This is a genomic window from Oceanobacillus kapialis (assembly GCF_044790185.1).
In the GTDB taxonomy this organism is placed as follows: Bacteria; Bacillota; Bacilli; order Bacillales; family Amphibacillaceae; genus Oceanobacillus_B; species Oceanobacillus_B kapialis.
Genome location: NZ_CP085256.1, coordinates 2,406,242 through 2,418,910, shown reverse-complemented (window position 1 = coordinate 2,418,910; position 12,669 = coordinate 2,406,242). Strand labels below are relative to the sequence as shown.

Annotated in this window: 16 protein-coding genes; 10 read left to right on the top strand and 6 right to left on the bottom strand. The window is 38.8% G+C overall.

The features are described from left to right. Positions 1-99: 99 nt before the first annotated feature. Positions 100-684 (bottom strand): YhcN/YlaJ family sporulation lipoprotein, encoded by a 585-nt coding sequence (locus LG273_RS12640; RefSeq protein ID WP_404454065.1) that lies wholly within the window; start codon positions 682-684, stop codon positions 100-102. Between the two features lie 169 nt (positions 685-853). On the opposite strand from LG273_RS12640, the gene LG273_RS12635 reads away from it, so the two are divergent. Further along, positions 854-1,156 carry a YutD family protein gene (locus LG273_RS12635; RefSeq protein ID WP_404454063.1) on the top strand — a complete coding sequence of 101 codons (303 nt, stop codon included), beginning with the start codon at positions 854-856 and terminating at the stop codon, positions 1,154-1,156. Between the two features lie 138 nt (positions 1,157-1,294). Here LG273_RS12635 and LG273_RS12630 read toward each other — a convergent pair whose 3' ends face one another. Continuing rightward, positions 1,295-2,749, bottom strand: a complete 1,455-nt coding sequence (locus LG273_RS12630) for an amidase (protein ID WP_404454060.1) — start codon at positions 2,747-2,749, stop codon at positions 1,295-1,297. Positions 2,750-2,894: 145 nt separating this feature from the next. Then, entirely contained in the window at positions 2,895-3,164 is a 270-nt protein-coding gene (locus LG273_RS12625; RefSeq protein WP_404454058.1) for an SAV0927 family protein, read from the bottom strand. 134 nt (positions 3,165-3,298) lie between these two features. On the opposite strand from LG273_RS12625, the gene LG273_RS12620 reads away from it, so the two are divergent. Continuing rightward, positions 3,299-3,739, top strand: coding sequence for a DUF86 domain-containing protein (locus LG273_RS12620; protein ID WP_404454055.1), 441 nt, complete (start codon positions 3,299-3,301; stop codon positions 3,737-3,739). Positions 3,740-3,778: 39 nt separating this feature from the next. After that, positions 3,779-4,561: a TIGR01457 family HAD-type hydrolase gene (locus LG273_RS12615; protein ID WP_404454052.1), complete on the top strand. Its 783-nt coding sequence runs from the start codon at positions 3,779-3,781 to the stop codon at positions 4,559-4,561. Positions 4,562-4,638: 77 nt separating this feature from the next. On the opposite strand, the gene LG273_RS12610 is transcribed toward LG273_RS12615, so the two are convergent. Beyond that, a complete protein-coding gene (locus LG273_RS12610; protein WP_404454049.1) occupies positions 4,639-5,151 on the bottom strand; it encodes a phosphatidylglycerophosphatase A in 513 nt (170 codons plus the stop codon). Positions 5,152-5,302: 151 nt separating this feature from the next. Here LG273_RS12610 and LG273_RS12605 point away from each other — a divergent pair, with 151 nt between their 5' ends. Together LG273_RS12605 and LG273_RS12600 are read left to right on the top strand one after the other, a co-directional pair. After that, entirely contained in the window at positions 5,303-6,286 is a 984-nt protein-coding gene (locus LG273_RS12605; RefSeq protein WP_404454046.1) for a hypothetical protein, read from the top strand. A 24-nt stretch (positions 6,287-6,310) separates the two neighbouring features. Next, positions 6,311-7,276, top strand: coding sequence for a 2-hydroxyacid dehydrogenase (locus LG273_RS12600; RefSeq protein WP_404454043.1), 966 nt, complete (start codon positions 6,311-6,313; stop codon positions 7,274-7,276). A gap of 59 nt (positions 7,277-7,335) precedes the next feature. On the opposite strand, the gene LG273_RS12595 is transcribed toward LG273_RS12600, so the two are convergent. Further along, entirely contained in the window at positions 7,336-7,560 is a 225-nt protein-coding gene (locus LG273_RS12595) for a NifU family protein (protein ID WP_036574679.1), read from the bottom strand. A gap of 151 nt (positions 7,561-7,711) precedes the next feature. Here LG273_RS12595 and LG273_RS12590 point away from each other — a divergent pair, with 151 nt between their 5' ends. From LG273_RS12590 to LG273_RS12580, 3 genes are read left to right on the top strand one after another with little or no spacing between them, the layout of a single operon-like run. After that, positions 7,712-8,044 carry a YuzD family protein gene (locus tag LG273_RS12590; RefSeq protein ID WP_404454040.1) on the top strand — a complete coding sequence of 111 codons (333 nt, stop codon included), beginning with the start codon at positions 7,712-7,714 and terminating at the stop codon, positions 8,042-8,044. Between the two features lie 14 nt (positions 8,045-8,058). Then, a complete protein-coding gene (gene dapF / locus LG273_RS12585; RefSeq protein WP_404454038.1) occupies positions 8,059-8,928 on the top strand; it encodes a diaminopimelate epimerase in 870 nt (289 codons plus the stop codon). Positions 8,929-8,988: 60 nt separating this feature from the next. Next, the gene (locus tag LG273_RS12580; RefSeq protein WP_404454036.1) at positions 8,989-9,345 is read left to right on the top strand and encodes a HesB/IscA family protein; all 357 of its coding nucleotides are present in this window, start codon (positions 8,989-8,991) and stop codon (positions 9,343-9,345) included. Between the two features lie 88 nt (positions 9,346-9,433). Here the strand turns inward: LG273_RS12580 and LG273_RS12575 are convergent, their stop codons facing one another. Then, entirely contained in the window at positions 9,434-10,420 is a 987-nt protein-coding gene (locus LG273_RS12575; RefSeq protein WP_404454034.1) for an NAD(P)/FAD-dependent oxidoreductase, read from the bottom strand. Positions 10,421-10,977: 557 nt separating this feature from the next. Between LG273_RS12575 and LG273_RS12570 the strand changes: the two genes are divergently transcribed. Both LG273_RS12570 and LG273_RS12565 read left to right on the top strand, forming a co-directional pair. Then, complete coding sequence (locus LG273_RS12570) at positions 10,978-12,195, top strand: NAD(P)/FAD-dependent oxidoreductase (protein ID WP_404454031.1); 1,218 nt, start codon at positions 10,978-10,980, stop codon at positions 12,193-12,195. Positions 12,196-12,346: 151 nt separating this feature from the next. After that, on the top strand, positions 12,347-12,658 hold the full coding sequence (locus tag LG273_RS12565) for a YuiB family protein (RefSeq protein WP_404459542.1): 312 nt from the start codon (positions 12,347-12,349) through the stop codon (positions 12,656-12,658). Positions 12,659-12,669 lie beyond the last annotated feature (11 nt).

Below are 12,669 nucleotides of genomic sequence, written 5' to 3'. Positions count from 1 at the left end.
ATAGTTAAAGTTTCACTTTATTTTTCGTTAGGTTGTTCGATTCTATACATAAAAAAGAAGGATCCTCTTATGTTGGAGAAGATCCTTATATCGTATAACCTATTCGTTATTATTCATGTCCTTCAAATTATCTCCCTTGCCTTGTGGAGATTTTTTCATTTCAGTTATAATTTGATCAACGGTATTCTCATACCCTTTATCTGTTGTGCGCGAATTATGCAAACTTTGGATATCTTGGATCAAGCTATCATTATCTGAGACATATATTTCGTAATAGCGAGGGATCACGGATTCTGCTGTTTTTCTAGCGATGTTGGCAGCTTCCTTCTCATCTACACCTTCAGATTTTTCATAAGCAATGAGGACTTCTTCATCTGTAACGAGTGTGGCAACCTGTTCTAGCCCTTCACCAGTTAAGGCAAGTCGGCTAATTGTGTTGGCTACCTGTGTACGATCAATGGATGCTTCTTGATCTCCTTGCTCATTGTTTTCTACTTGGTCTTTCGTATAGTGAACATAGCCAAGTCTGTCATTCATTGCTTCGTCTTCTGCTGACTGTTGCTCCACGGAGGGATCAAGCTCATTTACAATATCATCCCGTTCATCCATTGCATTTTCATTGTTTGCACAAGCGGTAAGGGTAAATAAAGTGATTGCGCCTACTGCAAAATGTTTTATTTTCATGTGATTGCTCCTTTTCAGTTTTGTTTCTTTTCTAGTTTGTAATTCTGACGGAAAATCATGCATGAAAAAATATCTTTTACTTGGCAAGTAGAGGCAGGAAGCACTTTATAGAAAGTTTCACTTTAAGGTCGAATATGATAAAATGAGAGCAACATGTGGGGGGAAAGCGATGATTGAACTAAATGGCAAACAGTATGAGTTGATTGAAAATGTCAAAGACGGCTTCAATGAAAAAGTCTTAAATGAACGGCATTCGGACATCCTTTCGAAATACGACTATATTGTTGGTGACTGGGGTTATGACCAATTACGATTAAAAGGGTTTTACAGTGACCAAAATCATAAAGCAGCTCAAGACGCCAAAATTAGTGCGCTTGACGATTATTTATATGAGTATTGTAATTTCGGCTGTGCTTATTTTGTACTTCAGAAGATAAAAAGCGCGAAAGTAAAGAAAACAGTCGAGAGTTAACGAAACATAGCAAATATAAAAGCTGTACAGATGGATAATAAAGAAGAAAAGGAGTGGCCTCTAGGCTACTCCTTTTCTTCTTTATCAGTTGGGTGGGAAGCTGGTGCCTGTTTACGTGGCATATCTCAATCATGCCAATTACTGGTGTTCGTCAACTGATGGAATGGATTTGTAGCCTCTGAATTTTTTCTCGAGAATTTTACCTAGACGAAAGATCGCATCCTCGTTACCGTTAGCTGACATAATCTGTATGCTTATAGGCATCTTATTTTCATCTTCCCCAATAGGAACAGTTAAGGATGGTAATCCCCAAACATTTGCGTAAGCCACAAATGGCATATAGGTAAGAAACGTTTTCCGCAATGAAAATATCTCCTTATACACTTTTCCGTGTTTTAGTGCTCCAGTATGATAAACAGGTAATAGGAGTAAACGATTTTTTAAATAGTCTCCCAGCACTTCATCACCTCGGGAGAGAAGGTTTTTAATCTCCTTCACTCTGCTCTTAGATGGCCTAAACAGCTTTGAACCAAGAATCCCCACAGACAAATACGGATCTACAGAGGTACGCTTCGTCATTTTCTCTCTTAGAAAAGCTTTTAGCAGGTTGGAGCGATCGTTTTGGTATGCAGACTTTTCAATAAGCTCACCACCCTCGCTTGCCAAAATTTCCTGCCAAAGCAATGCACTTTCTTCAAAGTAAGGAGGAATAAAGCGATTTGTTGAAAACGATTCAGTGAGAAATTTTTCAATGTTATCCATCATGGAAATGGTGGCATCAGAGATCGGATAATTAATTGTACTTGGAATTATTTCCACTTTAAAGAATTGCAAGTAACGATTCGTAGTAGAGTGTGGGGATAGAATTGAATATAGTAATTCCATATCACGAACCGATCTACCCATTGGCCCGATTGTTAGCATCCTTTCTTGCAAGGAGGACTTTACAGTTGGATAATGCCCAGCCGATAATCCTCTATACATGCCTGGTTTAAAGCCAATCACTCCATTAAAATGGGCGGGGAATCTGATGGAGCCACCTATATCGGAACCGATCCCAACAGGTGATCCTCCTGCAGCTAGAATTGCTCCTTCCCCACCACTTGATCCACCTGCTGAACGTGCGGGATCCCACGGGTTATTTGTCCTTCCATAAAGCCTATTGTCGGTTTCTTGACTAAAGCACAGTGCTGGTGTATTTGTTTTACCCATAATAACTGCCCCAGCTTCTTGCAGTCGGGTGATGACAGGAGCATCTTCCCTGGAGATTAAGTCTTGACGATGTTCAAGCCCACTAGTCGTTTTCATGCCTGAGACGTGTAAGGATTCCTTCACCGTAATTGGAACACCGTATAAAGGTGGTAACTGTTTATATGTAGACTTTTTTTCATCAAGTGATGTTGCTTCTTCCATTGCACGTGCATAACGATCTTCAACGACTGCATTAATTGGAGGATTAACCTTTTTTTGATGTTCGATATAAATAGAAACAACTTCACTGCTCGTTATTTTGTGTTTGCGAATCCATTCTGCCAAAGCGGTGGCGTCCATTTTTAGTATCTTCTCTTTTAAGACAGAATCAATACGTTCCATTTCATTTTCTCCTTAGGTAAGGTATCTGTTAACTTTTATCCCGCCTTAACGGCAGTAAGACCCCCGGGATCAACAGCCAGTTTAGGTCTAATTCATTCACTTCTGGTGGGGAGGAAGGGAAACCCCCAACAAATGAAGTGTCACTTTATAAGATCTCTTTTAAAAATGTTCGTACTTCATCTGCTTCCATTGCAGTTTCGTGAAGGAAATGTTCAATATTGCGTTGGTTATCGAGATCTTCTTTTCCTAGTACGATAAAACGATTCTTCTGCAGGTGAATGACCACCATTTTTTCAGGGTTTTCTTCATGTTTCATTAAGGCAAAATCATAGCGTTGGTAATTGCCCATAAAACTAATATACCTTAATTCCTTGGTTTTCGTCTCATCTTTTAGTATTTCAAACTTCTGTCCCATACGACCCCTCTTTTCCATTATTTTGACATTTTCTTAACTATAACATGTTTGTATCTTGATAGCATGTGTAATATGCTAAAATAATACTAGATAGCATAGCTGTTACTTATAACCATTTTAAAGGAGTCAGGGATATGTATTTTGTAGACCGAAGTAAAATAGAGCAACGTCTTACATACTTAGACAACATGTTAGCAGAAATGAAAGAGATCCGTATCAATTCCTTTCAACAGAAAATGGCTATAGAAAGAATCAGCCATATCTCCATTGAAGCGATTCTAGACGTAGGAAATATGATGATTGATGGGTTTATCATGCGCGATCCTGGAAGCTATGAGGATATTATTGATATATTGCTTGATGAAAAAGTATTGCCAGAAACAGAAGGAGACGAATACAAGCGAATTATTGGCTTAAGAAAAATGCTGGTAGTAGACTATCTAAATGTGGATCATGAAGTGATTTATCAGACCTTTGATCAAAGCTTGCCTCAATTAAGTAAGTTTTCCCAACATGTTCGCACTTATTTAGATAATGAGCTCGGTGTGGCGAATGCTTTTTCAAATGAAGGATAAAAGTATTTGTATCGCTAGTCAGAAGAAAGGAAGCAAAATATGAAAAGCTATAAAGGATATTTAATTGATCTAGACGGTACGATGTATTTAGGAGAAGAGCCTATCGCGGATGCTGCTGGTTTTATTGAGCACTTACGGACAAAGGATATTCCCTATCTATTCGTGACAAATAATTCCTCCAAGACTCAAGCTGATGTGGCCTTCAAACTTAATCAATTTGGAATACATGCTTCACCTGAACACGTTGTTACAACAAGCTTGGCTACAGCGAAGTATATAAAAGAGTTAAATGAAAATGCCTCCTGTTATGTTATAGGAGAAGAAGGTGTTAAAGCAGCAATAGAGGCAGAGGGATTAACGGTATCTAATGACGAGCACTGTGATGTCGTAGTTATTGGTATCGATCGGCACATCACTTATGAAAAGCTAGCGAAGGCCTGTTTAGCTGTACGTAATGGTGCGACCTTTATTTCTACCAATGGCGATGTAGCCATTCCTACTGAGAGAGGATTGCTCCCGGGTAATGGCTCACTTACATCTGTTGTTTCAGTTAGTACAGGTGTCTCTCCGATTTTTATCGGGAAACCGGAGAAAATTATTATGGAGCAGGCATTAGAGATTCTAGGAACCACAAAAGAAGAGACTATGATGGTTGGAGACAATTACGAAACAGATATACAAGCAGGTATACGAGCTGGCCTCGATACGCTGATGGTGTTCACCGGGGTCACACCGTTTGCCCATATGGAGTACTTTGCGAAAAAACCGACTTACTATGTACACAGCTTAAAAGAATGGGTTGAGAATAATAATTCATACTAATTAGCAGCAAAGAAGCAGGAGGTCCTAGTTGAAGGGCCTCCTGCTTTATCTCATATAATAACGTTTGGACAATGTATTTATTCGTCGATCAATTTATCATCAGCTGAACCGTGTGCTAGTCTGCTTGAGGCAGCAGCGGCAATAGCGCCAACAATGTCGTCGAGGAACGTGTGACATTCTCCTGTTGATTTATCATTTAATTTCTTTAAGATTCCTGGCTTTTGTTTATCAATATACCCATAGTTCGTAAACCCAATAGAACCGTAAACGTTCACGATAGATAAGGCAATAATTTCATCGACCCCATATAAACTTTCATCGGTTTCAATTGTTTTTTGCAATGGCTGATCGAGCTTCTTCTGTTCTGCGAGCACGTCTAGTTGGATTCCTGTAAGGATCGCGTTTTGAACTTCCCTTTTTGTTAAAACCCTATCTACATTCTGCCTACAAACCTCCATGCTCAAATCCTCATGGTATTTTGATTGTAAGTAATATACTAGTTCAGCAATATCGTCCAGGGTAACCCCGCGTTGGCTAAGCCATTGCCTTGCCTTTAGTTCCAATTCACTTTGATTCGTATTTTCATCCATGTCCATCACCTTTTCCTTTTAAATTTGGTTAAGAATTTACCTTTTAATACATACATTAGTACTAATCTTGCCAAAGAGGAGCTGAATGTTCCTTGCGGTTTCTCATATTAATAAAAGGGAGCAGATGTAACTTTCAGAACTAGCAAAGGGTGTGATCATATTGTCAATGGAAACCATGCTTTCCACACATTATAATATCCAAGCAAATGAGAAAGTAGTATTAGCTGGAAGAGATGGTTACAAACAAGACGAATATGTTTATTTTACCATCTCATCTGATAACAGGGAAATTATTCATATGGAACAGGCAGCGCTAGCTTACTATTTGTTAGAAAGTAACTATCAGCATACTGCGATTCCTGTTGCAAATGTAAACGGGGACTGGTTTACGGAATATGATAATAGAACGTATATGGTCCTCATGGCTCAGCAGCTGAATCATACCAAAAGAGGAAGCGGCGGGCTGGCTCTAGCATCCTTTCATACATTAGGTAGCCTTTATAGCTTTGAGCCACAGCAGGTTTCGAGTTATGGGCAATGGAAAACCTTATGGATTGAGAAATTAGAAGCCTATGAAAAGCATATCCCTATCGCTGCGAAAGAAACACCAAATGATTACTTCCGGTTGGTAATGGATACATTGCCATACTTAATTGGTTTAAGTGAGAATGCTATCCAATATTTGCAGGAAAGTGAACGGGAGAGCAGGTTTGATGAAACAGATCAGGGTACAATTTGTTTTAACCGCTATAGAGATAACCTGCAAAAATCCATCATCTGGTTGGATGATATTGTATTTGATCACCCCGTACGTGATTTAGCAGAATACGTAAGAAGCCTGCTTTTAAGCAATACTCCACTAGAGGAGGTCATTGCATTTTTACGTGATTATCAGACAGAAAGGTCGTTATCTATTTTCAGCTGGCGTCTTTTGTATGCTAGGCTTTTGTATCCCGTCCATTTTTTTGACCATTTCGATATGGTCATGCGGGGGCAGACGCTTGAGGACGCTTATCTCGAATTCTCTAGCTTACTAACCATACAGGAGGAATACCAAAAGAATCTCCGGGAGTTTTATAATTGGGTCGGGTTGGATTATACCTCTTTACAAATCCCTGTGTTACACTGGCTGTAACAACATAATGGGAGGGATGGGACGATGAAGAAGCCAAAGCTCTATATAACTAGAAGGGTTCCTGAGGAAGTGATAGCCCCTTATAGAGATTATTTTACAGTTGATATGTGGCATAAGGAAGAGGAGCCAGTCCCTAGAGAGATACTACTAAGAGAGGTTGCAGAATCGCAGGCAATTATTTGTATGCTAAGCGACAAAATGGATAAGGAAGTATTCGGTACGGGAAAAGCACTTCAAGTTGTTGCTAATTTGGCGGTAGGTTACGATAACATTGACTTGGAAGAAGCGGCTAAAGCGAGGGTTGTAGTCACAAACACTCCAGGAGTATTAACAGAATCCACCGCCGATTTAGGCTTTGCGCTTCTACTGGCAAGTGCAAGAAGAATTGTGGAGGCCAACCAATATATAAAGGCAGATAAATGGAAAAACTGGTCACCATATTTATTAGCTGGAACCGACGTTCATGGTAAAATAATCGGTATTGTTGGCATGGGTAGAATAGGGGAAGCCATTGCAAGAAGGGCTAAAGGATTTGGTATGGAGATTTTATATCATAATCGATCTCGGAAAGAAGAAGCGGAGAAAAGAATTGGTACTACTTATGCATCGTTTACGAAGCTGCTGGAAAAGGCTGACTTTGTCCTATCTGTAGTCCCAGCTACTGAGGAGACAAAGCATATGTTTAATTTGGAAGCATTTCGTAAAATGAAACAAACTGCTGTATTTGTTAACATATCTCGTGGAAGTGTTGTCGATGAGAGTGCCTTACTGGAAGCAATTGAAGCAAAAGAGATTGCTGCAGTAGGCCTTGATGTATTCGCAGAAGAACCAATTCGTTCTGAACATCCGTTACTAAATAAAACAAATGTGGTTTGTCTGCCACATATTGGCTCAGCAAGTGTAGAAACAAGGACCAAAATGTTGCAACTTTGTCTTGATAATGTGAAGAGCGTTCATCAAGGAAAAGGTGCCATAACAGAAGTGAAATAGTGAATATAAAAAAGGCAGACGCAATGTCTGCCTTTACTTCCTACTATATCTTTTTTGCATTAAAATACTTGCTCAATTTCTGTTACGCCTGGCACTTCAGCCATTAGAGCGCGTTCAATTCCTGCTTTTAATGTAATCGTAGAACTTGGACAATTGCCACATGCACCCATAAGACGAAGAAGTACAATGCCATTGTCATCGACATCAACTAGTTCCACATCTCCACCATCACGCAGTAGAAAAGGGCGCAGCTTGTTTAAAACTTCCTGAACCTGTTCTTGCATTATCCATCTTCTCCTTTCCTTATCATCATTATAAAACGAAATCATGTAAAAATCTATCTGAATTTATGTTTTATCCTAGATCAGTTACTTATATTTTATCTTTAATCAAACATTTTGTAAAATATAAGTAACCGAAAAAGGGGGGCTTTTAATGAAGCACGGAAAAGTCACGATTATCGTTTATGGATCAAACCAGATTTGTGCCAGCTGTGTTGGTGCACCAGGATCAAAGGACACCTATGAATGGCTTCAGGCAGCAATAGGAAGAAAATATAAAACAGATCAGGTTCATTATGAATACATTGATATTAATAACCCACCAGACGTAGAAGCTCATCAGCAATTTGTGGAACGAATCCTGGAAGAAGACTTGTTTTACCCAATTGTAATGGTTAACGACGAGCTTGTTGCGGAAGGAATCCCTAAATTAAAAACGATTTACCAGGAGTTAGACCGAAATGGCCTTTCCCTGCAGTCTAACTAGAAAGAGTGATAGGAATGGAAATACCTTTTATAAAAATGCACGCCCTAGGAAACAATTACGTATATGTGGATTTATTCCAATATCATATGGAAGAAGAAAGTATGTCAGGGATCGCGAAAGCAATGGCAGATGTACATAGAGGAATTGGTTCGGATGGCATGATCTTAATCCATCCGAGTGACAGAGCAGATGTCGGGATGCGAATTTTTAATAAAGATGGCTCAGAAGGGAAAAGCTGTGGCAATGGCCTTCGGTGCACAGCTAAATATGCTTTTGAAAACGGCATTGTCACCAAGCCTACTTTTCAAATTGAAACAAAAGCAAATATTGTCCAAGCAGAGGTTTTTCCTAATGAGGGAACTGTAGACTATGTAACAATAAATATGGGAGAACCTATCTTACAGAGAGCAGCCATTCCGATGTTAGGGGATGCTATAGAGGCTGTCATTAGCGAGGACTATTTGGTAGAAAATCAGTCTTTAAAAGTAACAGCTGTGTCCATGGGAAATCCTCACGCTGTCTTTTTTGTAGAAGATATAAAAGATGCTCCACTGTATGAGCTGGGGCCAGTCATCGAAAAAGACACCCGTTTCCCTGAAGGTGTAAATGTAGAATTTATTCAGGTTATTTCCGAAAAGGAACTTCATTTTCGCGTGTGGGAGAGAGGTTCTGGTATTACACAAGCTTGTGGAACAGGGGCTTGTGCGGCAGTCGTAGCTGCTGCGTTAAATGGGCGTGTTTCTCGCCAAAAGGATGTTACAGTGCATTTACAGGGAGGAGACCTGGTTATTAACTGGGCGGAAAATGGAGAGGTCTGGATGAGTGGGGAGGCTCGGACGGTTGCTTCTGGGCTCTTTTATTACGGGAGAGAAGCAAATAGTTGAATCTTCTTAGTTTCCTTTGTATACTTAAAGGTAATGATTACGATTAGGAGGGTCTAAGGGATGGTTATCACAATTAGCGACAATGCGGCAAATCAAATCCAGGAAATGATGAAGGAAGAGTCCGCTGGTGCACGTCTACGCTTTGGAATTAAAGGCGGTGGATGTAGTGGGTTATCCTATTCATTGGGCTTTGAATATGAGGTAAATGAAGAACTGGATACAATTGAAGATATAAACGGTGTACCAGTAGTATTCTTTAATCAGGATATTCCGATTATTGAAGGTACTAAAATTGATTATAAGCAAAATATGATGGGTGGCGGATTCAGTATTGATAATCCGAATGCCATTGTTTCCTGTGGCTGTGGCTCATCGTTCAGAACGAAAGATAAAGTAGGAACACCAGGGGATTGTTAAGTAGTTTTGTTTTATTAAATATATATCGAGAAAAGACCAAATCGTTTAAGATTTGGTCTTTTCTTTGTATTAAATCAAGGTTTGCACATTAAAACATACTAGTAGAATGCTTCGGCTGAATTCTTGCTTTCGGGTCGATGTATTGTTTCGCATTATTAATTGCAGTAGGTCCTTCCCCAAATCCTGTAGCGATTAGTTTTACTTTACCATCGTACGTACAAATATCTCCTGCTGCATAAATTCCTGGAATGTTTGTTTCCATTTTAGAATTCACAACAATGCTATTCTTTTCTATTTCTAATCCCCAGTCTTTAATTGGTCCAAGCGATGATACAAACCCGTAGTTACACAATACAGCATCTACTTCAAGCTCTACCTGCCTGTCCCCTTTTACTTCTTCAAATAAGACTTTTTCAATTCGGTCACTAGTCACGATATCATTCGGCACAAATGGGGTTAAAATTTCAACATTGGATTCCATTAGCTTTTCTACACTGTGTTCATGTGCTCTAAACTTATCTCTACGGTGAACAAGTGTTACTTTCTTGGCGATCGGTTCAAGCATAAGTGCCCAATCAACTGCTGAATCTCCACCACCAAGCAGAACAACATTTTGGTCCTTGTATTGATTCATATCCTTTACATGATAGTGCAGGTTAACCCCTTCATATTCTTCGCAATTTCCAACCTCTAGACGGCGTGGCTGGAATGCGCCATTTCCACCAGTTATAATGATGGTTTTCGTATAGTGAATCTCACCAGTATTCGAAACAAGCTTAAACGATTCGTCTTCTAGTCTTTCAATTTCTTCAATGGATTGTTCAAGAACAATAGTAGGGTCAAATATATTTGCTTGTTCTTCCAAATTATCAATTAGTTCCTGTGCACGTACCTTTGGATATCCTGCAACATCATATATATATTTCTCCGGGTACAAGGCAGTAAGCTGTCCCCCGGTATGTGGTAAACTCTCAATGATTTTCACACTCGCTTGGCGCATTCCACCATAGAAAGCGGTGAATAAACCAACTGGTCCTGCACCAATAATCGTGACATCATAAACCTTCTCTGTCATGCTTATATACCTCCATTACAATTAATTCCTCAACAAATCCTATCGTATCATACTTAACTGAAAAAGGCTTTGGTGTGGCTTAGGCTAATTTGGTCAAACGCCGATAAAGCTCTATGTACGTGCTGTTAATAAATTGATAATTAAGAAAGTAGAAGAAAGGCTTGATAATTTGAAAGGAAAGATATACTATTACTTAGTGTGCTATATTACAATTATGTAACAAATGATTATATTTTCGTAATGCCGACAGTTGTGTAAAACGGATTAGTTTAACGGGGATATAGAATGGAAGCATAAATATAGTAGTAGTCTAGTAAGTGAAATTTGTCACAAACTTGTAAAAATATGTTAAACCAATAAGGAAAGGGCATGGGGAATCCATCCCTCCTTATACGATGCGAGCATGCCTTTTTAGTATGTCGATTTTTAAAGCATCTATACAGAAAGAATGATAACTCTAAAATAATGACTGATGTCTAGAGACTTTGGTTTGGTAACGTAATAAAGAAATATTAACATAACGAATTAATAGAAAATCATAAATGGAAGTGATTATCATGAAAAACCCTCATATTGTTATTTTGGGTGCAGGCTACGGAGGCATCATGACTGCAGTCAAACTACAAAAGAGTATTGGGATCAACGAAGCGGATATTACGCTGGTAAATAAAAATGATTACCATTACCAGACAACATGGTTGCATGAAAATGCCGCTGGGACCTTGCATCAAGACCGAACGCGGATTTCGATTAAGGATATTGTGAATTTAAACAGAGTACGCTTTGTTCAAGATAACGTCATTAATATAAAGCCAGATGAGAAAAAGGTCAAATTAGCAAACGGTGACCTTCATTATGATGTACTGGTAATTGGATTAGGGTTTGAAGCAGCAACGTTCGGTATACCCGGTCTTGAAGAGCATGCTTTTACCATTGGAGATATTAACAGTGCACGCTTAATTAGAGATCATTTGGAATATAATTTTGCACGGTATCATAATGAAGAGCCAAAAAATCAAGCCAGAATTAATATTGTAGTTGGCGGCGGTGGTTTTACGGGGGTTGAGTTCCTAGGGGAAATTGCCAACCGTGTCCCGGAACTTTGTGAGGAATATGATATTGATAAGCATCTTGTTCGAATTATTAATATTGAAGGATCTCCAACTGTCTTACCAGGTTTTGACCCACAATTGGTGGAATATGCAATGAATTCTCTAGAGTCTCGAGGAGTGGAATTTGTAACAGGGGCCTTATTAAAAGAGTGTACTGCTGACAAAGTGACATATGAAAAAGATGGAAGACTTGTAGAAATTCCAACCATGACAACTATTTGGGCAGCAGGTGTAAAAGCTAACTCTATCGTAGAGAATTCTGGTTTTATTACAAATCGCGGGAAAGTTGAGGTTCGAAAAGATATGCGAACACCGGACTACGATGATGTCTTTGTCATCGGTGATTGTACATTAATCATGAACTCGGAAACAGGCAGACCTTTCCCTCCTACAGCACAGATAGCTATACAACAATCAACAACTGTTGCGCATAATGTAAAAGCTTTTATTAATGAAAAAGAATTAGAAGAATTTACACCAAAACTATTAGGGACAATTGCGTCGTTAGGACATAATGATGGGATTGCTGTTCTGTTTAATCAATATAAGTTGTTTGGCTGGAAAGCTACGTTTATGAAAAAAATGAGCGATAATCGTTATCTATTAAAGCTAGGAGGACCTAGCCTTTTAATGAAAAAGGGTAAGTTCAATATTTTTTACTAATACATGCAAAGTGGCATTTTGTCACTTTGTTTTTTTTATTTATTAATTGAATACAAACATAGCGTGTACTTTTCTATTGCTTTCGTATAAAATGGAATTTGTATGAAATTTTTACTGGCGGTAACTGGAAGGAGAGACACAAGTGGCACAATTGGTTCAATTAATTGTTTCTATCGTATTATATTTTGTTATCTTTTTTGGCATTGCCTTTATTTTAAATATGCTTTTAAGAAAAACATGGCTAATGGCTGTATTATACCCAGTAGTGGTAGTCATGATTGTAGACGATATGTCGACATTAGAATATTTTAGAAATCCAGGGGAAGCGGTTACGGAAGCATATTCAAAATTCTTATCCATTACAGCTGCTGATATTGCTATTCTATTAGCTGGCTTTGTTGGAGCCATTGTATCTGGTATCGTTATTAAGATGTTACGAAAAAGTGGTTATCAAATGTTCTAAGACATGAACGA

Bases quoted from the DNA above. Each gene is read 5' to 3' on its own strand.
- LG273_RS12570 (WP_404454031.1), top strand. From the start codon at position 10,978: ATGAAAAACCCTCATATTGTTATTTTGGGTGCAGGCTACGGAGGCATC.
- LG273_RS12625 (WP_404454058.1), bottom strand. From the start codon at position 3,164: ATGGGACAGAAGTTTGAAATACTAAAAGATGAGACGAAAACCAAGGAA.
- LG273_RS12590 (WP_404454040.1), top strand. From the start codon at position 7,712: ATGAAGCACGGAAAAGTCACGATTATCGTTTATGGATCAAACCAGATT.
- LG273_RS12640 (WP_404454065.1), bottom strand. From the start codon at position 684: ATGAAAATAAAACATTTTGCAGTAGGCGCAATCACTTTATTTACCCTT.
- LG273_RS12580 (WP_404454036.1), top strand. From the start codon at position 8,989: ATGGTTATCACAATTAGCGACAATGCGGCAAATCAAATCCAGGAAATG.
- LG273_RS12600 (WP_404454043.1), top strand. From the start codon at position 6,311: ATGAAGAAGCCAAAGCTCTATATAACTAGAAGGGTTCCTGAGGAAGTG.
- dapF (WP_404454038.1), top strand. From the start codon at position 8,059: ATGGAAATACCTTTTATAAAAATGCACGCCCTAGGAAACAATTACGTA.
- LG273_RS12615 (WP_404454052.1), top strand. From the start codon at position 3,779: ATGAAAAGCTATAAAGGATATTTAATTGATCTAGACGGTACGATGTAT.
- LG273_RS12620 (WP_404454055.1), top strand. From the start codon at position 3,299: ATGTATTTTGTAGACCGAAGTAAAATAGAGCAACGTCTTACATACTTA.
- LG273_RS12610 (WP_404454049.1), bottom strand. From the start codon at position 5,151: ATGGATGAAAATACGAATCAAAGTGAATTGGAACTAAAGGCAAGGCAA.
- LG273_RS12630 (WP_404454060.1), bottom strand. From the start codon at position 2,749: ATGGAACGTATTGATTCTGTCTTAAAAGAGAAGATACTAAAAATGGAC.
- LG273_RS12635 (WP_404454063.1), top strand. From the start codon at position 854: ATGATTGAACTAAATGGCAAACAGTATGAGTTGATTGAAAATGTCAAA.
- LG273_RS12595 (WP_036574679.1), bottom strand. From the start codon at position 7,560: ATGCAAGAACAGGTTCAGGAAGTTTTAAACAAGCTGCGCCCTTTTCTA.
- LG273_RS12575 (WP_404454034.1), bottom strand. From the start codon at position 10,420: ATGACAGAGAAGGTTTATGATGTCACGATTATTGGTGCAGGACCAGTT.